Raw genomic sequence first — 20599 nt, forward strand, 5'->3', positions numbered from 1 at the left:
AATGCCGAAGCCGATCAGACTGTTCGTCAAATATGTTGATGCAATGAATTATTACATCGGGCGCTTTGCGATGTATCTGTTCTTCGCACTCGGCGCCTGCCTCCTTTACTCCACTTTTTCCCGTGTGTTTCTCGGCGTACCGGTGAATTGGGTACTGGAGATGTCCCAGTTCCTCCTCTCCGCCTATTATCTGCTCGGCGGCGCCTATGCCATGCAGCAAGGCGCGCATGTGCGCATGGATCTTTTCTTCGACCGCCTTTCTCCGCGAAGAAAAATGATCACGGACATGATCAGCATCCTGTTCATCATCTTCTATCTGGGCGTGATGGTTGCGGGCGGAATTTCAGCGACCAATTACGCCATCGTTTACAACCAGAAGAACTATACCGCCTGGGCGCCGCTTCTCTGGCCGATCAAGCTCATCATGACCGTCGGTATTTTCCTGCTGCTGCTGCAATGCGTCTCCAATTTCTTCAAGGACTGGGCCTCCCTGCGCGGAAAGCCGATCAGCACGATTGCGGGTCCTGCCATTGAGGAAGGACATCACATATGAGCTCTGAATTCATTACGCTCTTCATGTTTGCAACCATGATGGTGCTGCTGATGACCGGGCAGCGCGTATTTGGCGTGATCGGTTTCGTCGGTTCGCTCGCGGCACTCCTGCTTTGGGGCAAAGGCTCGTTCGAGATGCCCTATAATGCCACCTTTGCAGTACTGAACTGGTATCCGCTCATCACGGTGCCGTTCTTCGTCTTCATGGGTTATATGCTCTCGGAATCGGGCATTGCCAGCAATCTCTACCGGATGTTCCACGTCTGGTTCGGCGGCATTCGCGGCGGTCTCGCGCTGGGCACGATTGGCCTGATGGTCATCATTTCCTGCATGAACGGCCTCAGCGTCGCGGGCATGGCAATCGGCGCCACCGTGGCGCTGCCCGAACTGCTGAAACGCGGCTACAACAAGGTGATGGTTACGGGTGTCATCCAGGCGGGCAGCTCGCTCGGCATCCTCATTCCACCGAGCGTCGTGCTCGTTCTTTATGCGATGATCGCCCGGCAGCCGGTTTTGCAGCTGTGGCTCGCAGGCATCGGCCCTGGCCTTCTCATGGCAGCGCTCTTTGCGATCTACATTTATATCCGCTGCCGTATCCAGCCCGAACTCGGACCAACATTGCCCAGAGAAGAGCTGGATAAGATCACGTGGCGTGACCGTTTCGTCACCCTGCGCGCAGGCATCTTGCCGCTTGTGGTCTTCGGCGCGATGATGGGCCTGTTCCTCACCGGCGTTACCAGCCTTGTCGAAAGTTCCGCCGTCGGCGCCTTACTTGCAACGCTTGCCGCACTTTTTACCGGACGCCTGAACAAGGCGGTATGGGAAACCACGACACGCAACAGTCTCACCGTCACCTGCATGTTCCTCTGGATCATTCTGGCGGCGCTGTGCTTTTCGTCGGTCTATGACGGTCTCGGCGCGGTGAAAGCCATTGAAAAGATCTTGCTCAACACCTTCGATCTTTCGCCGTGGACAATCCTGGTACTAATGCTGTTTTCATTCATCATACTGGGCATGTTCCTTGATGATACGGCCATGCTGGTCATCGTAGCGCCGCTTTACATACCGCTGGTCAAGAGCCTCGGCTTTAACGCCATCTGGTTCGGCGTGCTCTACACCATCACTTGCCAGATCGCGTATATCACGCCGCCCTTCGGCTACAATCTCTTCATGATGCGAGCCTTGGCGCCGAAGGAAGTCACGCTGATAGATATCTATCGATCGATCGTGCCGTTCTTCTTCCTCATGGTGCTGACCATCATCATCCTGATGATTTTTCCGGAGATCGCGATGTGGTTGCCCAACTGGTACACAGGACGATGACGACAATTACGGGAGAATGCGCATAACCGGTAACAAGAGCCCCAATGGCCAGACCGGAACAAATAAAGGGTGAACTCAAACAAGAGTGGGAGAATGGGCATGAATGAGAATAGCAAGCTTAACAAACGCGATTTTCTCAAGAAGGCCGGGCTGACGTCTGTAGGTGCCTTGGGGGCAAGCACACTTGCAACGCCTTACGTCAGGGCACAGAGCCCGATCAAATGGAGGTTGCAGACCTATGCAGGCCCGGCCCTTGCCGAGCACGTCATCAAGCCCTCGATTGACGCGTTCAACAAGGCTGCCAATGGCGAAATGGTGATCGAACTTTACACGGCCGACCAGCTTGTGCCGCAAGGTGAGTTGTTCCGTGCCGTTCAGTCCGGCACGATCGACGCCGCGCAAAGCGACGACGACTCCATGGCGTCGCCGGTCGACGTTGCGGTGTTTGGGGCCTATTTCCCCTTCGCATCGCGCTACAGCCTTGATGTGCCCGCCTTGTTCAACTGGTATGGGCTCAACGAAATCTGGGAAGAAGCATATAAGGAAATTCCGGGTGTAACGTGGCTTAGTGCCGGGTCCTGGGACCCCTGCAATTTTGCTACAACCAAGCCGATCCGCAGTCTGCAGGATCTGCAAGGATTGCGTGTCTTTACCTTCCCGACCGGGGGACGTTTCCTGACCAAATTCGGCGTCGTTCCGGTGACTTTGCCATGGGAGGATATTGAAGTAGCCATCCAGACCGGCGAACTGGACGGTGTGTGCTGGTCCGGTGCGACGGAAGTATATACGGTCGGCTGGGCCGACATTAACAAATACTACCTCACCAACAATATCAGCGGCGCTTGGGCAGGCTCCTATTTTGCCAATACGGAAAAATGGAATGCCGTGCCGGATCACCTCAAGCAGCTGTTCAAGCTGGCCATGGATTCATCGCATTACTACCGCCAGCATTGGTATTGGTGGGGCGAAGCGCATTATCGCACCACAGGAGGGAAGCTGGAACTGACCAGCATTCCCGAAGCTGAATGGAAGCAGGTGGAAGATGCAGCCATGCAGTTCTGGGATGAGATTGCGGCCAAGAGTGCACGAACCGCGAAAGTGGTCAAAATCCTCAAGAAATACCAGAAGACCATGCGCGATGCAGGCGCACCGTACCGTTATGCCTGACGAACAAGGGCGCCGTGCTTTCGCGCGGCGCCTCTCACTTCATTCCGTGGGAGCACAGCAAACTAAATGGCCGGACAACTGACATTCGATGCATTGAAAAAGGCAGTCGCGGAAGATGAAATCGATACGGTTCTTGCGTGTTTTGTGGACATGCAGGGACGCCTGATCGGCAAGCGCTTCTACGGGCAGTTCTTCGTGGAGTCCGGTTACGACGAGACCCACGGCTGCAATTATCTTCTCGCAGACGATATCGATATGGAGCCGGTCCCGGGCTATGAGGCCGCCGGATGGGATAAGGGCTATGGCGATTTTGTCATCAAGCCGGACCTTTCGACCTTGCGGGTCGCCACATGGCTGGAAAAGACAGCCATCGTGCTTTGCGACGTGCTCGATCATCACGACCACCAGGATCTGGCGCATTCTCCGCGCGCCATCCTCAAGAAGCAACTCGCCCGCCTGCACGAGCGCGGCTATCGCGCCTATTTTGCATCCGAGCTCGAATTCTATCTGTTCGATGAGACCTACAAGACGGCCCGCGCCAAGCACTGGCAGGACATGGAAACGGCTTCGCCTTATGTGCAGGATTATGTCATCCACCTGACCACCAAGGAAGAACCGGTTCTTCGCGCAATGCGCAATCAACTAGCGGCGGCGGGCATTCCGGTCGAAAACTCGAAGGGTGAATGGGGCCCGGGGCAGGAAGAGCTGAATGTGCGCTACGCCGAAGCGCTCGAAATGGCGGATCGCCATGTCATCATGAAAAACGCGATGAAGGAAATCGCCGAGGCGCAGGGCAAATGCATCACCTTCATGGCCAAGTATGATTACAGCAAGGCGGGAAGCTCGAGCCACGTGCACAACTCCATCTGGAGCGCCGACGGCAAGGAGCCGCTCTTCTTCGATCCGAAAGCGCCTTACACCATGACCCCGCTGATGCGTTCATGGGTAGCTGGGCAACTCAAATACGCCACCGATTACACCTATTTCCTGGCGCCCTATATCAATTCCTACAAGCGTTTTCAGGCTGGCACTTTTGCGCCAACGAAGATCATGTGGAGCCAGGATAATCGTACGGCAGGGTTTCGCCTGTGCGGCGAAGGCACGAAGGGCATTCGCATCGAGTGTCGCATCGGCGGTGCCGATCTCAATCCATATCTGGCCTTTGCAGCCCTTATCGCAGCAGGTTTGAAAGGAATAGACGAGCAGCTGGAACTTGAAGAACCTTTCGTCGGCGACGCCTATAGTGCCGTGAAACTCAAGGAAATTCCCTATACGCTTCGCGAAGCCGCTCAGGCTCTCAAGAACTCCGCGTTTCTCAAGGAGGCGCTCGGTGAGGCCGTGGTCAACCATTATGTGCATACCGCCCATTGGGAGCAGATCGAATACGACCGGCGCGTGACCGACTGGGAGCTGCACCGCGGTTTCGAGCGCTACTGACCCCGACATAATGCCAGACTTCAAAGGAAACTACAGATGAGCGGCACAGCCAAAATCATCTCCCCGATAGACGGCTCTGTATATGCCGAACGTCCTTTCTTGAACGAGACCGCAATCGCCTCGGCCGTCGCCGCTGCCCGCGACGCGCAGGCCGGATGGGTTCAATTGAGCATAGCGGAACGCGCACGTTATTGCCGGTCAGCCCTTGATGCCCTCGCCGGAATGCAGGACGAGATCGTGCCTGAAATCGCATGGCAGATGGGACGGCCAACGCGCTACGGCGGCGAAAATGGCGGCGTTCAGGAACGCGGCCAATATATGATCGACATCGCCGAGGAGTCCCTCAAGGCCTATGTGCCAGCGCAGAAGGACGGCTTTCGTCGGTATGTCAAACATGTACCGCTCGGCGTCGTGATGGTAATCGCGCCATGGAATTATCCTTACCTCACCGCAGTCAACACGATCATCCCCGCGCTGATGGCCGGAAACACGGTGATCTTAAAACATGCGACGCAGACGCTTCTGGCAGGTGAACGCTTTGCAAAAGCGTTCGAGAAGGCCGGGCTGCCCAAGGGCGTGTTCCAGAACGTCGTCCTTGATCACGCGTCAACGGAAAAGCTGCTTGCATCCGGCGCAATCGACCATGTGAATTTCACCGGGTCGGTCGGCGGCGGGCGGGCCATTGAGAGGGCTGCTGCAGGCACCTTCATGACGCTTGGGCTGGAGCTTGGCGGCAAGGACCCGGCCTATGTGCTCCCCGACGTCAATCTGGATCATGCCGTCGCCAACCTTGTGGATGGCGCGTTCTTCAATTCCGGCCAGTGCTGCTGCGGAATTGAGCGCATCTATGTTCATGAAGCCATCTATGACCGCTTCGTTGACGGTTTCATTGACCTGACGAAGCAATATGTGGTCGGCAACCCTCTCGACGGTTCAACGACGCTTGGCCCGATGGCGCAGGCGCGTTTCGCCGATCTCATCCGCGAGCAGAAAGCCGAAGCCTTGCGCAAGGGCGCAAAGGCCCACATCGATATGAGCGTCGAAAATGATCGCGCTGGTTCCCCTTACGTCGCGCCGGAAGTGCTTACCAATGTGGACCACCAGATGAGCGTCATGCGTGAGGAAAGTTTCGGCCCCATCGTCGGCATCATGAAAGTGCGCAACGATGAGGAAGCCCTAGCACTCATGAACGACAGCATCTATGGCCTTACGGCTTCGCTCTGGACTGCCGATACGGACCACGCAACAGCCCTCGGCGATCGCATCGAAACGGGTACGGTTTTCATGAACCGCTGCGATTATCTCGATCCTGCACTTGTCTGGACCGGGGTGAAAGACACCGGCAAGGGCGCCGCACTGTCGCCCATCGGCTACGGCAATCTCACGCGACCGAAATCCTTCCACCTGCGCGAGAAAATCTGACCTGATTTGAGTTCTGGAAAGCAATCGACATGACCACTTTGACTGCCAAATGGAATTTCCCCACCACCGTGCTTTTCGGCCCTGGCCGCATCAAGGAACTGCCTGCGGTCCTCAAGGGTGCTGGCATTGAGAACCCGCTCTTTGTGACCGATCCTGGGATGGCAAAGCTTCCCGTGGTGGCCTCAACACTCGCTATTCTGGACGAAGCTGGCGTCAAATACGGAGTGTTTTCCGATGTGAAACCCAACCCGGTCGAAAGCAATCTCTACGCGGGTGTCGAGGTTTTCAAGAGCGGCAAGCATGATGGCGTCATCGCATTTGGTGGCGGTTCGGCGCTGGACCTTGGCAAGCTGATTGCCTTTCAGGCAGGACAGACACGGCCGGTCTGGGATTTTGAAGACATAGGCGACTGGTGGACCCGTGCGGACAGCAAGGCCATTGCCCCAATCATCGCCGTGCCAACCACTGCGGGCACCGGATCGGAAGTTGGCCGTGCAGGCGTTCTGACCAACGAAACGACCCACACCAAGAAAGTCATCTTTCACCCCAAGATGCTTCCGGTCACGGTCATTGCCGATCCTGAACTTTCAATGGGGATGCCGCCTTTCATTACGGCGGGCACAGGCATGGATGCGCTGGCGCACTGTCTTGAAGCCTATTGCGCACCGGGCTTTCACCCCATGGCAGATGGTATCGCGGTCGAGGGCATCCGTCTCGTTTTTGAAAACCTTCCAAAGGCTTACGCCGACGGCAAGAATGTCGAAGCCCGCGCCAACATGATGGCGGCTGCGGCCATGGGTGCGACAGCCTTCCAGAAGGGTCTGGGCGCAATCCACTCCCTCTCCCATCCGATCGGCGCTCTCTACGATACACATCACGGCATGACCAATGCGGTTTTCATGCCTTATGTTCTGATTCAGAACCGGTCGGCCATCGAAACGCGCATCGAAAGGCTCGCCGATTATCTTGGTATCGAGGGCGGGTTCGACGGGTTTCTGACGGCCATCATGAAACTGCGCAGCGACCTCGGTGTCCCCAATGCACTGCCTGAATTCATCAAGGGTCTCAGCATGGACAATGCCCGCAAAGATCTGATCGCTGAGATGGCAATAGTAGATCCTACTGCCGGCGGCAATCCGATTGAATTGACAAAGGAACGCGCGTTGAAGTTGCTAAACGCCGCTATCGAAGGTAAGGTTTGAAACACTAAATTCGGGATAAAATCCATCCTGCAACAGTGCGAAGCGATTTGCGCAGGATACTGCGCAAAAACAAAATGGATAAAGGTAAGCATCGCACCACCTACGGCGGGGGGCGATGCATTGGGGAGCAGGTTCTTGGGGAGGAGCCTGCTCCCTTTCCTTTGCAAAAGTCAGCCATGCAAGAATCCAGACCCGACTTTTAACCGGACGAAAAATGGGAACAAAGGAATAGTTTCAATCGTTCAACCTCGTTATATTAACAAGGAGGGTTGCACATGAATATATTCAAGCAGACCTGTGTCGGGGCCTTCGCCGTGATTTTCGGAGCGACATCGGTTGTACCGACAATGGCGGCACCCATGAATCTGGAGCGCCCTGTCATCAACGACAATGTGGAGCAAGTGCGCGATCATCGCCGACCGCCGCGCCATTTCCGGGGCCATCGGCACAATCGACCCGGCCACTGGAACGGTCACCGGGGTTATCGGCATCATCGCCACGGCTATCGTCGCCATAGCGATGGGTGGTGGTATCCGCTGGCGGCTTTTGGCGCAGGCGCCATTGTTGGCGGCGCATTAAGCCAGCCGCGCCACGTCTACCGGGCACCAAGAATGTCAAACGCGCATGTTCGTTGGTGCTATAACCGCTTCCGGTCCTATCGCTCCTGGGACAATACGTTCCAGCCCTATAATGGGCCACGTAGACAGTGCTTTTCGCCCTACTATCGTGGATAATCGCAAAGCGCCCTCCGGGGCGCTTTTTCATGCAATCCGCAATACGCCGAAGCGGATTGGGACGGAATTTTCCGAATTTTGCTTCGGCCACCGCTGGACGTCTCATTCAAACAGGAATAAGCAAGCCTGCGTCATATCAACGTCGCGAGGAAATTTTTCTTCGTTACATTCTTTCGCGGCGAGAAGGACAATATTCAGAACACCGATCTTGGAAGAAATGTGCTGATTTTCTCCAAGACCAGTTCAGTCCCAGCCGACGGCCACTCTTTAGCCGCGTGCATTGCGCGGGCAGGTTGATTTCGGCGCAAATTCGAGTTTGAAAATGTCGCATACTACCGCCGCAAGCCCTGCACCTTCCAACGCACAACGCGTCGCGATGACAGCCCTCATCGTTGGCGGCATCGCTATCGGCAGTTCGCCGATATTTGTGCGCCTTTCCGAGGTGGGGCCGCTGGCAACAGGCTTTTGGCGTCTAGCACTTGCAGTTTTACCGCTGCTGTTCATGGATGGTCGCGAACGGCGCGACGAAAAGGATGCGGCACCGCTCACACCAACCGACTGCCTGCGCCTCGCCCTGCCCGGCCTGTTCATCGCTTTCGACCTCGGCGCGTGGCACTTGTCGCTGCACATGACATCCGTTGCAAATGCCACGTTGCTCGCCAATATGGCGCCGATTTTCGTGACACTCGGCGCATGGCTGCTTTTCAAGTCGCGCGTGAGCACATCCTTCATGATCGGCCTTGCCGTCGCTGTCATTGGCGTCATCGTGCTAAAGGGCGGGCCGGGCGAGCTTCTCCAATCGCGATCGTCCGGCGATGCGATGGCGCTTCTGGCCGCAGTCTTCTATGCTGGCTACATCCTTTCGGTGGGTCGCTTGCGCAGCCGCTTTTCTACCATGCGCATCATGCTATGGAGCAGCGCGATTGCCGCCGTATTTTCATTGCCGATCGCCTATTTCATGGAAGGCCAGATACTGCCTGCGACGCTCTATGGATGGCTTATCCTCGCGGGCCTTGCATGGGTGACCCACGCCGCAGGCCAGAGCATGATCGCCTATGCGCTTGCCTATCTTCCCGCGTCGTTCTCGTCACTCACCTTGCTTCTACAACCGGTCGTCGCGGCGTTTCTTGCCTGGACTATCCTGTCGGAACCTATCGGCATGTTGCAGGCTCTGGGCGGTATCATCGTGATATCGGGTATTCTGATTGCTCGAAGAGGATAGGATATGAAAAAGCCCCGGAGAACCGGGGCTTTCTTACTGAGCTGATTATTCAGCCAGCCATTCCTTGATGCGGTCCGGATGATCCGCGATATATTTGTCGACGGCCTTTTCATAGGATGTTTCCTGCGCGTCGAACATTGCAGCCTCAAGCTCGCTGATCGGAAGACTCATCTTGGTGAGCAGCGAGGCAACTTTCGGATTTTCTTCCTTGAAGCCCTTGCGCGCAATTGCGTCGATATGTTCCGCACCACCAAGTGCACCTTCGGGATCAGCAATGTAACGCAGCTTGTACTTGCCAAACATCCAGTGCGGGCTCCACGACGTTGCCACGAACCAGCCGTCGGAACGTGTGGCGCGGTCGACTGTGGTCAGCATGGCCGCTTCACTGGAAATATTGAGCTTGTAGTCCAGCCCATATTTCTTGATCGCCTCCTGCGACAGGCGCGTAAGGCCGGCGCCCGGATCGATGCCCTGAATTTCGCCCTTCAGCTTTTCGCGAACTTCCGGCTTCTTCAGGTCCTCGATGGAACTGATCTCGCTTTCGGGAATGTAAGCCGGAACGATCCAGCCAAGCTTGGCACCTTCATAGAGCGGCCCGAGATTTTCGACCTTGCCTTCAATGCGCTTGTAGTAATCGGCGTGGGTTTCCGGCAGCCATGCCATCATCATGGCATCGATATCGCCACGGCTCACGCCCTGATAGAGTGGGGCCACGTCTGTCTGAACCAGTTCGACCTTCTGGCCGAGATTGTCTTCGATCAGCTTCTTGGCAAGTTTTGTGACGAATTCAGCATCCGACCATGGCGCCCAGCCGATTTTAACCCGCTTGCTGTCCTGCGCAAACGCTGCGCCCATGGTCATCGTTCCCGCCACAACTGCCGCCAGACCGAATTTGGTTAGTTTGCCTAACATAGCTTCTCCTTTTCGATTGGTATCAGTTCCCGTTGTTATTCTTGGTTATTATTGCTTGCGTCATGCTTCCTGCTTGCGAAAGGATGAGGCGGACTGGGTGTCCGCCGCCTTCCTTAAAGATGCAAGCCGTTTGAAAAACCCGGTGCCACCCTTGCCGAAGCTCTGGGTAATGCGGTCGAGAATGACTGCCAGGATGACCACTGCCAGACCGCCTTCGAAGCCGAGCCCCACATTGAGGCGCTGAATACCGGTCAGAACAGTATTGCCGAGACCGCCTGCGCCGATCATCGATGCGATAACCACCATTGAAAGCGACAGCATGATCGTCTGGTTGATGCCGGCCATGATCGAGGGCATGGCGTTCGGAAGCTGCACCTTGAACAGGAGTTGCCGCGACGTGCAGCCGAAGGCCAGCCCCGCTTCGACAAACTCCGAATGCACCTGCCGAATACCGAGATTGGTCAGACGCACGACCGGCGGCATGGCAAAAATCACCGTCGCAATCGTTCCGGGCACGGCACCAAGACCGAAAAACATGGCAGCCGGAATGAGATAGACGAAAGCAGGCATCGTCTGCATGAGGTCAAGAACCGGGCGGACGATCGAAGCAATCGTGTCGCTGCGCGCCATCGCGATACCAAGCGGGATGCCGATTACGACAGCAATAACTGTCGAGGCCAGCACCAGAGAAAGGCTTTCCATCGTGCCGGTCCACAAATCCATGTGGATGATGAGCCCCAGCGCAAGAGCGGTGAAAATCGCAAATTTCCACCCCACGCGCCACAGCGATAGCAGTGCTAGCACTGCAACCCCGCCGACAGGCGGCACAGCAAGCAAAGCATTCTGGATACTATCGGTAACAAAACCGATAGTGGCTGCGATCATATCGAGCGCGGGCGTAAAGTGGTCAAGTATGTAGTTGACCACAACATCCGCCCATTCGCCGACACTGAAATTCAAATCCATATTTTACCGTCCATTTCCGTATTTCTTCTGGATTGGACCCATTCTGCCCCTGTCAGGCAAAAGTCCGTTGGCGTGCAGGTATCAACCCGCGCGGCCAAGCGTTTCGAGCAATGCCGATTTACTGATGGCACCGACATAGCGGTTCTGGCGATCCGTAACGGGGACCGGCCATGGGCTTTCGGCCACCTGCGTCAACAACCCGGAAAGCGGCGCTTCGGCTTCGATGGCAGAGACGCCTTCCAGCCTCTCCCCACCTTGCGCTGCAACACCCTTCGCCAGCGCGTCACGGCTGACCATACCGCGATAGGTGCGGTCGGCGTCGATCAGCACGCCGAATGTCTTCCCGCTGGCATCGAACCTTTCAAGCGCTGTCGCCAGCTGCTCAGGTTCGAAGACGATCAGTTCGTCCTCGCGCGCCACATCAGCGGCCTTGAAAACGCGGGATACATCGACATTGCGGAAGAACGAACGGACGTAATCGTTAGCCGGTGCAGACACGATTTCATTGGGCGTTCCAACCTGCACCACCTTGCCGTGCTGCATGATGCAGATACGGTCGCCGATGCGCATGGCTTCATCCAGATCGTGGCTGACGAAAATGATCGTCCGGCTGTGCTCCGCCTGAAGGCGCTTCAATTCGTCCTGCATTTCGGTGCGGATCAGCGGGTCAAGTGCGGAAAACGCCTCGTCCATCAGAAGAATGGTCGGCTCGCTGGCAAGGGCCCGCGCCAGTCCGACGCGCTGTTTCATGCCGCCGGAAAGCTGGTCCGGCATGCTGTGAGCATAGGGCTCCAGCCCGACGGCTGCGAGTGCCTTCAGTGCTTTCTGGTGACGTTCCGCCTCACCCATCCCGGCTACTTCAAGACCGAAGGAGGCATTGTTCAGGACCGTGCGATTGGGCAGAAGCGCGAAGGATTGAAACACCATGCTCATGTCGCGGCGGCGAAGATCAATCAGCTCGCGCTTTGTCATTTTGACGACATCGCGGCCATCGACTTCGATGGAACCCGCAGTCGGTTCGATCAGGCGATTGAGCAGACGCAGAAGCGTGGATTTGCCCGAGCCCGAAAGGCCCATAATAACGAATACTTCGCCTTCATAAATATCGAAGGTCGCGTTATCGACGCCGATTGTTGCGCCGAATTCGCTGTGAATCTGGGTTTTTGATTTACCTGCGCGCAATTCCTGCATTGCACGCTCCGGATCATCGCCGAAGACTTTAAAAATGCCTTTCAAGCTTATTTTAGTCTCAGCCGGCGACTTCATACTTTCTTCCTTGTATAAAATACCATGCATCAAGTCTAACCCCGCTGTGCTGGCGGACTTAATCTCCTTTTTAACAATGATAGAACTTCATTCCAACGCAGATTCCTCGCACGGTATCTGCGATCCGCGAACGGTCCGCATGGAATGATTATCGATAGATTTCTTGATTCTATATAGGTCATTTCCCGACATGTCCACCCACTGCCGCGATTTCGTCTAAATGAACCGTCCAGCGACCGTCCCCTTGAATGATTGTTTTGAAGGGTCGCACGACGAATTTCGAGGATTGCCAATGCCGTCCAAAACAGAGGGCAATCGACCAGCCTGAAGACAATAGTAGTCCGCTTCCAGTCAATTGCCGGAACGGCCTGCGACAAATATGCAATCAGCTGCGACATCATCCGAATTAGTATAATTCGGGACAAAAACGACTATAATTGCAGAAAAATAGTGTGATTATACTTCGAACTGGAACTATCTAGTCTATACATAAAAACGGCGCAGATCGGGCAATCCGCGCCGCGATAGACATTCCGCTTGGGCGGATATTTCAGCGATACGCCATATATCCGACAAAGCCTGTGATCTTCCAGCGTGCTTTGTCGCGGCGGCAGAAATAGAGGGTCTGCCAGTTGAGGCGGTCGACGGAGCCGTCCTTCCTTGCGATCGTCCCTTCGAATTTTTTCCGCGCCAAAGCGACGTCGCCCGTAATATCGATGACACTCAGATCGGTCGCGCGGAAGATTCCTTCTGCCAGAGATTCGGCATATTCGACCGCCGCACTTTCCGCCGCCTGACGCAGCCATTCATCACGATAACTTGCAAGCGTCGGAAATCCTGCATCCCATTTGTCGGGATTGCGATCATTATGCGCGTGGATGCCGAGAAAGCGCACCTCGTCGAAATCATCGGCCACCAGCGACCAGTCCTGCGATACGAAAGCCTCGATATCGCGCCGCACGAGCATTTCCCAAATCTGCTCGCGATCCCTGTCACCGGCAAACGGGTTGACCGCAGACCTCATGCTACCCTCCTGACTATCTCAACTTTCCACGTGCGGCGACCGGCAGGATATCGATGACATCCTCGCCCGAAACCAGATGAACCTCGTCAAAGAGATTGGAAACGACGCAGACATGATCAGGAATGATCCGCACGCGCTCGCCAACCTTCAGGTCAGCGACATCGCCGGTCAGCTTGCCGTGCTCCTCGCTCAAGCCAACAACACGGGCGTCGGAACGTCCCCTCACCTCGCCAAAGTCGCTCAGTCCCAACGTATCGCTGGAAAGCGCCTTGGACCCGGCATCTATGATGGCGCGTTCTGCTGTCGGATGGCTGACGATGGTTGAAAGCACCGTAAATGCGCAGTCATCCACTGTCGCAGCCCCCTTCTCGACCTGATACCGGTCGAAATAGATATAAGTGCCGGGACGATATTCGGTGACAACACTGTCACTGGGCTTGCGCCACATATCGGGCGTGCCGCCGCTCGAAATCGTTTCGCAGGAAAGACCGTTTGCATCCAGCAGTTCGCGGGCCGAATAAAGCCATTGTTCAGCCTGGTCCGGCTTGCCCGCTGCGGGATAGGTCATAAGACCGCCGAAACCCAGTCCAGCGCTCTGGTCGATGATGCGAGCCAGTTCCAATGCTTCGGCTGGCGTCTGCACGCCACAGCGCCCCATGCCCGTGTCGCATTCGACAAGCACTTTCAGCGGATGCTTTTCATCGGCGAAACGCGCCGCCAATCCTGCGAGGGAAGTTGAGTTATCGACCGTTACCGACAGTGTAACGCGTTGATGCAGTGCATGGAGGCGGTCGAGCTTTTCCCGCCCCAGAATATTGTAAGGCAGGAATATATCCGTCAGCCCGGCGTCGGCCATGACCTCGGCCTCGCCGAGTTTCTGGCAGGTGATGCCCGCTGCGCCAGCTTCCACCTGCATTTTGGCGAAGAACGGCAGTTTGTGCGTCTTGATATGCGGACGCAGTTTTACCCCTATCGCATCGGCATGAGCCTGCACCCGGGCAATATTCGCTTTCACCCGGTCAATGTCGATGAGGATCGCAGGCGTATCCACGTCGTGAATGGTTTTCGGTCCGGTCATGAATCAATCTCCCAGCGGCAGGCGCGGATCATCTATGGTCAGCGTATTGAGGCTATGCTTGATGCGACGCAGGCTTTCCAGCACCTTCGGCCCGCGCGCTTCCGCCGTGGCCGTGGCGATCATGTCAAGAATTGCGAGCAGCGCGAAGCGCGACGAGGTCGGCTTGTAGATATTGCCGTCTTCATTGGCCTGATAGGGAATGAGCACGTCCGCCGCCTTGGCCAGGTCGGAACCTGCAGGCGTGATCGCTACTGTCTGGGCTCCATATTGGCGCGCGACCAGCACGGCTTCCACGACCGAACGCGCAAAGCCGGAAACGGAAAAGGCGATTACCGTCGCCTCATGCGTGGTGACGGCAGCATACATGCGCTGCAACTGCCCATCCACCTGTGCGCTGACAGGAATACCGAGCCGAAACAAACGGTTCTGCATTTCCGTTGCCAGCATGGAAGAGATGCCGCCGGACCCTAGGCAAAGAACAGGGCCCCCGGCGGCGAGCCGTTCGGCCACTTTCATCAGTACGGCCATGTCCAGTCCGTCGCTGGCGCGTTGGATGGCTGCGACCGCCGCATCGGTCACAGCGGTCGCAATGCGGCTTTCACGCACATCGCGTGCGGGAATTTCAGCCGTCAGATACTGGCCGCCAATGGCCAGCGCCTGTGCCAGATAGAATTTGAAATCACGAACACCGTCGCAGCCGAGCGCGCGGCAAAAGCGCGTGACGGTAGGTTCGCTGACGCCAGCTCTGGCGGCGATTTCCGAAATTGCCGCCTTGGAAGCGTAATCCGGATCTGCCAGCACGAGCGCAGCCAGCCGCCGTTCGGATTTCGATCCGTCCTGCGCCACGACATGCAGCCGCGTGATGATGTCGGCAACCTTGCTCATGGGGAGTTCAAAGCGGGAGACCGCTATCCTTGTCGAAAAGATGTATGTGTTCGCTCTTCGCAGTTACAGGCACTTGTTCACCGGGCGCAAGATGCAAGCGCTCGCGAAACACAGCCCTTATGGGCTGTCCCGCTATCCGGCCATAGATATGCGTTTCCGGACCCGTCGGCTCGATGACTTCCACCGTAAGTGTCAGCCCCGTGCCACCCGGCGCGACTGTAAAATTTTCCGGGCGAATGCCAGCTTCGGCCTGCCGGTTTTCGGGCGATCCCGCCGAGACGGCAATTTCTTCGCCCTCTTCAGTGCGAAATATGCCTTCCGATACGGTTCCGGGAATGAAACTCATGGACGGCGAACCGATAAAGCTCGCCACGAACTTGTTGGCCGGGCGGTCATAAAGCTCAAGCGGCGCACCGATCTGCTGGATTTTTCCCTGATTCATAACCACGATCCGGTCGGCCATCGTCATAGCCTCGATCTGATCATGGGTGACGTAGATCACCGTCGATTTCAGGCGTTGATGCAGCGCCTTGATCTCGGTGCGCATCTGTACGCGCAACTGCGCATCGAGATTGGAAAGCGGTTCATCGAACAGGAACACCGACGGTTCGCGAACGATGGCCCGCCCCATGGCGACGCGTTGGCGTTGCCCGCCGGAAAGCTGGCGTGGATAGCGATCAAGATAGGAATGGAGGTTGAGAATGGACGCTGCCTTGTCCACTTTCGCTGCGGTTTCCTCCGACTTCTCGCCACGAATACGCGGACCAAAACCAATATTTTCACGCGCCGTCATATGCGGAAACAGCGCGTAGGACTGAAACACCATCGCGATATTGCGCTTTTGCGGCGGCAACTCGTTGGCCCGGTCTCCACCGATCAGGAGATCGCCGCCGGAAATCGGTTCAAGCCCGGCCACCATCCGCAGAAGCGTGGATTTCCCGCAGCCCGAAGGACCGACGAGCACGAGAAATTCCCCGCTTTGAATATCGAGATCGACACGATCGAGAACGGTCAATTGCCCGAAGGTCTTGGTAATGCCGCGCAGCGAAACCTCTTTCATCGGTCAGTGTCCTCCGAGAATATCTTCTATGAAAGGACGGCAGCCCGCAGTCAGCCCCGCATCGACCGGGAGGATGGCGCCGGTAATCCCCGATGCCCGGTCGGAAGCCAGAAAGGCTACCGTTTCCGCGACCTCACGGGTGTCAACGATACGCCCCAGAGGATAAAAACGCTGCAAGCGGTCCAGAACGCCCGCGTCCTGCGCGATACGATGATCCCATGCGGGTGTCCGTATCGACCCCGGACAGACCACATTGGCGCGCACGCCCTTTCTTCCGAACTCCACCGCGATAGCGCGCGCGAAGGCATTGATCCCGGCCTTGGCGGCCGCATAGGCCGGGTTTCCGAAATGCAGAAGTCCGTTGACCGACGAAATAAACACAAAAACACCGTGCCCGCGGGCAGCCATGGCCTGCGCCATCACATTGGAAAATCCGGCAACCGCAGTCAAATTGAGGTCGATCTCGGCGTCGATATTGCCCTGATCCAGCCCATCGAAAGTCTCGGCACGGGTCCAGCCAGCATTGTTGATCACAATATCAGGCAGGCCGGATTCCGCTATGATCCGCTTTGCTGCGGGCTCCAGCCCGTCACGGTCGAGCAGGTTGAAGGCGTGACGCGCATGGAAGCCATCGCCAGTCATTGCCTCCAGTGACGTATCGCATCCGATAACTCGGGCGCCGCGTTCGGAAAAAAGATGGACAAGCGCGTTTCCCACGCCGCCACCTGCCCCGGTAACCAGCACCGATTTCCCGGCAAATTCGCCTGCTTGCTCCACGCTATTCCCCTTTATGCGGCAGCTTTCTGCAACTGTTTATTCCCGTCAGCGTAAAAGTCAAAATGTAAGTTTGCAACAAAACTTTTCGCTTGAAACTGCTATCAATGCCGATAATGTAGGAAAATAACAAAAATAGATGGTCATCGCGCCAATGCGGGGCAAAACAAGGGAACGGGAAGATGTCTATCAACAAATGGAAGGCCGGCCTTCTGGCTGGATTGAGCATTCTGGCGTTGTCGTCAGTCGCAAATGCTGGTGAAGTACGCATGACGGTCGCGGAGTACAGCTCCAAGACAGGCCCGTATTTCGAGGAAGTGAAGAAAGCGTTCGAAGCTGCCAATCCCGGCATCACGCTTAATTTCGAAGTTGTTCCGTGGGATGTGCTCCTGCAGAAGCTGACCACCGACATTTCAGCAGGCACCAACGCGGATCTTTCGATCATCGGCACACGCTGGCTGATCGATTTCGTGCAGCAGGGCATCGCCGAACCGCTCGACGGTTACATGAACGACGAGTTCAAGGGCCGGTTCATCGAGACTTTCCTGTCGCCGTCCATCCTGGAGGGCAAGACCTACGGCCTGCCGATCGCGGCCTCGGCTCGCGCCATGTATTACAACAAGGATCTTCTTGCCAAGGCAGGCGTCGAAAACCCGCCTGCAACCTGGGACGAACTGAAAGCCGCCGCTACCAAGATCAAGGCGCTCGGCGGAGAGAATTACGGTTTCGGCCTGCAGGGCAAGGAAATCGAGACCGACGTCTATTACTATTATGCCATGTGGTCCTACGGCACCGAAATCCTCAACAAGGACGGGACGTCGGGCCTGAGCACGCGGGGGGCACTGGAGGCTGCCAAGCTTTACAAGTCACTGATTGATGACGGCCTGACCCAGCCCGGCGTCACGTCCTATGCACGAGAAGACGTGCAGAACCTCTTCAAGCAGGGCAAGGTCGGCATGATGATAACCGCGCCTTTCCTTTCCAACCAGATCAAGGAAGAAGCGCCCAATCTCAAATACGGCGTCGCAGCCATTCCAGCCGGACCGACAGGCGCGCGCGGCACCTATGGCGTGACCGATTCCGTCATCATGTTCCAGAACTCCAAGAACAAGGAGGAAGCCTGGAAAGTGCTCGACTTCCTGTTCCAGACAGAGTGGCGCGCCAAGTTCACACAGGGCGAAGGCTTCCTTCCGGTCAACAAGGAAGAGGCGAAGATGGATTATTATGTGAATAATGCCGATCTCGCCGCCTTTACCGCGCTTCTTCCTGATGCCCGCTTTGCGCCGGTCATTCCGGGCTGGGAAGAAATTGCCGACATCACCTCCAACGCCATGCAGAGCATCTATCTCGGCAAGGGCGAACCCGATGCCGTGCTGAAGGACGCCGCCGCCAAGGCGGATGCGATCCTGAAGAAATAACACTCCCCGCCTGCCCGGCAGAGCCTATGCTCCGCCGGGCGCTTTTTCTTCCCGGGATCCAGATTGCCGATGCAAAGCCGCACCCTGCCCTATCTCCTGATCCTGCCGAGCCTGCTTTTGGCTGCGGTGGTGATCTTCTGGCCCGTGGTGCATCTCGTTGAAATTGCCAGCCACGACGTCAACCGCTTCGGGCAGCTACGCGATTTCAACAACGGCGCAAACTTCACGGCGCTTTTCGCAACGCCCGACTTTCTCAATGCGGTCTGGCGCACTGCCGTCTGGACCGTCGCCGTGGTGGGCGGGGCGCTCATCGTTTCCATTCCGGTCGCCGTCATCCTGAACATGGATTTCTATGGGCGGTCGGTCGCCCGCGTCATCGTCATGCTGCCCTGGGCCGTTTCTCTCACCATGACGGCCATTGTCTGGCGTTGGGCGCTGAATGGCGAAAGCGGAATGCTCAATTCCGCATTGCGCAATCTCGGTCTCATCGACAGCAACATTCAATGGCTGGCGAGCGCCGCGACAGCCTTTCCCATGCAGATACTGGTCGGCATTCTGGTCACCGTGCCGTTCACCACCACGATCTTTCTCGGCGGGCTGTCCTCCATCCCAGACGATCTTTACGAAGCATCGTCCCTCGAAGGCGCCAGCCTGTGGCAGCAGTTTCGCGAGATCACCTTTCCGCTGCTCAAGCCCTTCGTGAACATCGCCATCGTGCTGAATACGATCTACGTTTTCAATTCCTTTCCGATCATCTGGGTCATGACACAGGGCGGTCCGGCAAACTCCACCGATATTCTGGTGACGCATCTCTACAAGCTCGCCTTCAGGCTTGGAAAGCTGGGAGAGGCCTCCGCCGTATCGCTCATCATGCTGGCGATACTGCTCGTCTTCACCGCGATCTATATCCGCCTTGCAATGCGGGGAGAACGTGCATGACCGGCTCAAAATTGAAACGCACGATCGTTGCCTGGGCCGTTCTGTCGCCGCTTATCGTGCTGACGCTGTTTCCCTTTGCGGTAATGTTTCTCACCGCCGTCAAACCGCCGCAGGAAGTTCTTTCTCCAACGTGGTGGCTAAGCAGCTTTCGCTGGCAGAACTTTTCGGAAATGTGGGTCCAGACCAAATTCGGGCAAGCGCTTCTGAACTCGCTTTACGTATCAGTCATTGCTTCCGTGGGCGCGATCATCATTTCCATTCCTGCAGCCTATGCGATGTCGCGCTTTCGCTTTGCGGGTCACGGCTTGTTCCGCCAATTCCTGCTCGTCTCGCAGATGATCTCCCCCATCGTTCTGGTGCTTGGCCTTTTTCGGCTGCTCGCCGCTTATGGGCTGATCGAAAGCGTTTCGGCGGTCGGCGCGGTCTATATGGCCTTCAATATCGCCTTCACCGTGTGGATGCTGCAGAGCTATTTCGACACCATACCGCGCGATCTGGAAGAAGCCTCCTGGATGGAAGGCGCCGGACGCGGCAAGACATTGATAAAAGTGTTCCTGCCGCTCTGCCTGCCTGCCATTGCAGTGACGGCTATCTTCACTTTCATCAATGCATGGAACGAATTCGTCGTCGCATTGACCATGCTGCGCAGGCAGGAAAGCTACACCTTGCCCATTCAGGTCTTCTCGCTGGTGGCGGGACGCTACACCGTCGAATGGCATTACGTCATGGCGGCAACCTTTCTTGCCACGCTGCCGGTCGCAATCCTCTTCATCTGGCTCCAGCGCTATCTCATCAAGGGACTGGCGCTTGGGGCAGTCAAATAACCGGAGAAAATCATGTCCAGAAAACAGGTCTTCGGCGCATCGCATGTGCCTCTTTCCCCCGCCGTCCGAGCAGGCGACACAGTCTATATCTCGGGTCAGGTGCCAGTGGGACCGAACGGCCAGATCGTCGACGGCGGCATAGAAGCACAGACGAAACAGGTGCTCGAAAACGTCAAGGCCGCGCTTGCGCTTGCAGGAGCGACCATGGAAGACGTGGTCAAAACTACTATCTGGCTGGAAGACGCGCGGGATTTCGGGCGTATGAACGCCGTCTATGCCACCTATTTTCCAAAAGAGCCTCCTGCACGAACCACGGTCGAGTCCAGGCTGATGATCGACATCAAGATCGAAGTCGAGGCCATTGCCTACGCACCGCAGAAATAAACCGCCCCTC

20 protein-coding genes are annotated in these 20599 nt (G+C 56.6%); 12 read left to right on the forward strand and 8 right to left on the reverse strand.

Annotated features, from left to right (window positions below):
• Position 1: 1 nt before the first annotated feature.
• From JNC63_RS16475 to JNC63_RS16510, 8 genes are all read left to right on the forward strand, one after another.
• Positions 2-553, forward strand: coding sequence for a TRAP transporter small permease subunit (locus JNC63_RS16475; RefSeq protein WP_006469139.1), 552 nt, complete (start codon positions 2-4; stop codon positions 551-553).
• A complete protein-coding gene (locus JNC63_RS16480) occupies positions 550-1875 on the forward strand; it encodes a TRAP transporter large permease (protein ID WP_006469140.1) in 1326 nt (441 codons plus the stop codon). Before JNC63_RS16475 ends, JNC63_RS16480 begins: the two co-directional genes overlap by 4 nt.
• Before the next feature lie 99 nt (positions 1876-1974).
• On the forward strand, positions 1975-3042 hold the full coding sequence (locus tag JNC63_RS16485; RefSeq protein WP_006471985.1) for a TRAP transporter substrate-binding protein: 1068 nt from the start codon (positions 1975-1977) through the stop codon (positions 3040-3042).
• A gap of 66 nt (positions 3043-3108) precedes the next feature.
• Entirely contained in the window at positions 3109-4479 is a 1371-nt protein-coding gene (locus JNC63_RS16490) for a glutamine synthetase family protein (protein ID WP_006469141.1), read from the forward strand.
• Between the two features lie 36 nt (positions 4480-4515).
• A complete protein-coding gene (locus JNC63_RS16495) occupies positions 4516-5901 on the forward strand; it encodes an aldehyde dehydrogenase family protein (RefSeq protein ID WP_006469142.1) in 1386 nt (461 codons plus the stop codon).
• Positions 5902-5930: 29 nt separating this feature from the next.
• On the forward strand, positions 5931-7103 hold the full coding sequence (locus JNC63_RS16500; protein WP_006469143.1) for an iron-containing alcohol dehydrogenase: 1173 nt from the start codon (positions 5931-5933) through the stop codon (positions 7101-7103).
• A 275-nt stretch (positions 7104-7378) separates the two neighbouring features.
• Positions 7379-7837: a BA14K family protein gene (locus JNC63_RS16505; protein WP_006471984.1), complete on the forward strand. Its 459-nt coding sequence runs from the start codon at positions 7379-7381 to the stop codon at positions 7835-7837.
• 322 nt (positions 7838-8159) lie between these two features.
• Positions 8160-9059, forward strand: coding sequence for a DMT family transporter (locus tag JNC63_RS16510; protein ID WP_021587287.1), 900 nt, complete (start codon positions 8160-8162; stop codon positions 9057-9059).
• A gap of 45 nt (positions 9060-9104) precedes the next feature.
• Here JNC63_RS16510 and JNC63_RS16515 read toward each other — a convergent pair whose 3' ends face one another.
• The 8 genes from JNC63_RS16515 to JNC63_RS16550 form a co-directional block, all read right to left on the reverse strand.
• A complete protein-coding gene (locus tag JNC63_RS16515; protein ID WP_374846500.1) occupies positions 9105-9971 on the reverse strand; it encodes a glycine betaine ABC transporter substrate-binding protein in 867 nt (288 codons plus the stop codon).
• 60 nt (positions 9972-10031) lie between these two features.
• Positions 10032-10937 (reverse strand): ABC transporter permease, encoded by a 906-nt coding sequence (locus tag JNC63_RS16520; protein WP_006469147.1) that lies wholly within the window; start codon positions 10935-10937, stop codon positions 10032-10034.
• A gap of 81 nt (positions 10938-11018) precedes the next feature.
• Positions 11019-12203 (reverse strand): glycine betaine/L-proline ABC transporter ATP-binding protein ProV, encoded by a 1185-nt coding sequence (gene proV / locus JNC63_RS16525; protein WP_006471982.1) that lies wholly within the window; start codon positions 12201-12203, stop codon positions 11019-11021.
• Positions 12204-12753: 550 nt separating this feature from the next.
• Positions 12754-13227, reverse strand: a complete 474-nt coding sequence (locus JNC63_RS16530) for a hypothetical protein (protein ID WP_006469149.1) — start codon at positions 13225-13227, stop codon at positions 12754-12756.
• A gap of 13 nt (positions 13228-13240) precedes the next feature.
• On the reverse strand, positions 13241-14305 hold the full coding sequence (locus JNC63_RS16535) for a D-TA family PLP-dependent enzyme (protein WP_006469150.1): 1065 nt from the start codon (positions 14303-14305) through the stop codon (positions 13241-13243).
• Positions 14306-14308: 3 nt separating this feature from the next.
• Positions 14309-15190, reverse strand: coding sequence for a MurR/RpiR family transcriptional regulator (locus JNC63_RS16540; RefSeq protein WP_006469151.1), 882 nt, complete (start codon positions 15188-15190; stop codon positions 14309-14311).
• A gap of 7 nt (positions 15191-15197) precedes the next feature.
• A complete protein-coding gene (locus tag JNC63_RS16545) occupies positions 15198-16250 on the reverse strand; it encodes an ABC transporter ATP-binding protein (protein ID WP_006469152.1) in 1053 nt (350 codons plus the stop codon).
• 3 nt (positions 16251-16253) lie between these two features.
• A complete protein-coding gene (locus tag JNC63_RS16550) occupies positions 16254-17027 on the reverse strand; it encodes an SDR family NAD(P)-dependent oxidoreductase (protein ID WP_063621103.1) in 774 nt (257 codons plus the stop codon).
• Positions 17028-17206: 179 nt separating this feature from the next.
• Between JNC63_RS16550 and JNC63_RS16555 the strand changes: the two genes are divergently transcribed.
• From JNC63_RS16555 to JNC63_RS16570, 4 genes are all read left to right on the forward strand, one after another.
• The gene (locus JNC63_RS16555; RefSeq protein ID WP_063621104.1) at positions 17207-18442 is read left to right on the forward strand and encodes an ABC transporter substrate-binding protein; all 1236 of its coding nucleotides are present in this window, start codon (positions 17207-17209) and stop codon (positions 18440-18442) included.
• Positions 18443-18511: 69 nt separating this feature from the next.
• Positions 18512-19381 (forward strand): carbohydrate ABC transporter permease, encoded by an 870-nt coding sequence (locus JNC63_RS16560; RefSeq protein WP_006471981.1) that lies wholly within the window; start codon positions 18512-18514, stop codon positions 19379-19381.
• Entirely contained in the window at positions 19378-20205 is an 828-nt protein-coding gene (locus JNC63_RS16565; protein WP_063621106.1) for a carbohydrate ABC transporter permease, read from the forward strand. The genes JNC63_RS16560 and JNC63_RS16565 overlap by 4 nt, the downstream gene beginning before the upstream one ends.
• Before the next feature lie 12 nt (positions 20206-20217).
• Complete coding sequence (locus JNC63_RS16570) at positions 20218-20589, forward strand: RidA family protein (protein WP_025089990.1); 372 nt, start codon at positions 20218-20220, stop codon at positions 20587-20589.
• Positions 20590-20599: the final 10 nt, after the last annotated feature.

Origin of the sequence: Brucella ciceri (genome assembly GCF_041930145.1) — a bacterium.
GTDB lineage: Bacteria > Pseudomonadota > Alphaproteobacteria > Rhizobiales > Rhizobiaceae > Brucella > Brucella intermedia.

Bases quoted from the DNA above. Each gene is read 5' to 3' on its own strand.
- JNC63_RS16475 (WP_006469139.1), top strand. From the start codon at position 2: ATGCCGAAGCCGATCAGACTGTTCGTCAAATATGTTGATGCAATGAAT.
- JNC63_RS16500 (WP_006469143.1), top strand. From the start codon at position 5,931: ATGACCACTTTGACTGCCAAATGGAATTTCCCCACCACCGTGCTTTTC.
- JNC63_RS16505 (WP_006471984.1), top strand. From the start codon at position 7,379: ATGAATATATTCAAGCAGACCTGTGTCGGGGCCTTCGCCGTGATTTTC.
- JNC63_RS16555 (WP_063621104.1), top strand. From the start codon at position 17,207: ATGTCTATCAACAAATGGAAGGCCGGCCTTCTGGCTGGATTGAGCATT.
- JNC63_RS16495 (WP_006469142.1), top strand. From the start codon at position 4,516: ATGAGCGGCACAGCCAAAATCATCTCCCCGATAGACGGCTCTGTATAT.
- JNC63_RS16560 (WP_006471981.1), top strand. From the start codon at position 18,512: ATGCAAAGCCGCACCCTGCCCTATCTCCTGATCCTGCCGAGCCTGCTT.
- JNC63_RS16490 (WP_006469141.1), top strand. From the start codon at position 3,109: ATGGCCGGACAACTGACATTCGATGCATTGAAAAAGGCAGTCGCGGAA.
- JNC63_RS16570 (WP_025089990.1), top strand. From the start codon at position 20,218: ATGTCCAGAAAACAGGTCTTCGGCGCATCGCATGTGCCTCTTTCCCCC.
- JNC63_RS16535 (WP_006469150.1), bottom strand. From the start codon at position 14,305: ATGACCGGACCGAAAACCATTCACGACGTGGATACGCCTGCGATCCTC.
- JNC63_RS16510 (WP_021587287.1), top strand. From the start codon at position 8,160: ATGTCGCATACTACCGCCGCAAGCCCTGCACCTTCCAACGCACAACGC.
- JNC63_RS16565 (WP_063621106.1), top strand. From the start codon at position 19,378: ATGACCGGCTCAAAATTGAAACGCACGATCGTTGCCTGGGCCGTTCTG.
- JNC63_RS16520 (WP_006469147.1), bottom strand. From the start codon at position 10,937: ATGGATTTGAATTTCAGTGTCGGCGAATGGGCGGATGTTGTGGTCAAC.
- JNC63_RS16515 (WP_374846500.1), bottom strand. From the start codon at position 9,971: ATGTTAGGCAAACTAACCAAATTCGGTCTGGCGGCAGTTGTGGCGGGA.
- JNC63_RS16545 (WP_006469152.1), bottom strand. From the start codon at position 16,250: ATGAAAGAGGTTTCGCTGCGCGGCATTACCAAGACCTTCGGGCAATTG.
- JNC63_RS16530 (WP_006469149.1), bottom strand. From the start codon at position 13,227: ATGAGGTCTGCGGTCAACCCGTTTGCCGGTGACAGGGATCGCGAGCAG.
- JNC63_RS16485 (WP_006471985.1), top strand. From the start codon at position 1,975: ATGAATGAGAATAGCAAGCTTAACAAACGCGATTTTCTCAAGAAGGCC.
- JNC63_RS16480 (WP_006469140.1), top strand. From the start codon at position 550: ATGAGCTCTGAATTCATTACGCTCTTCATGTTTGCAACCATGATGGTG.
- proV (WP_006471982.1), bottom strand. From the start codon at position 12,203: ATGAAGTCGCCGGCTGAGACTAAAATAAGCTTGAAAGGCATTTTTAAA.
- JNC63_RS16540 (WP_006469151.1), bottom strand. From the start codon at position 15,190: ATGAGCAAGGTTGCCGACATCATCACGCGGCTGCATGTCGTGGCGCAG.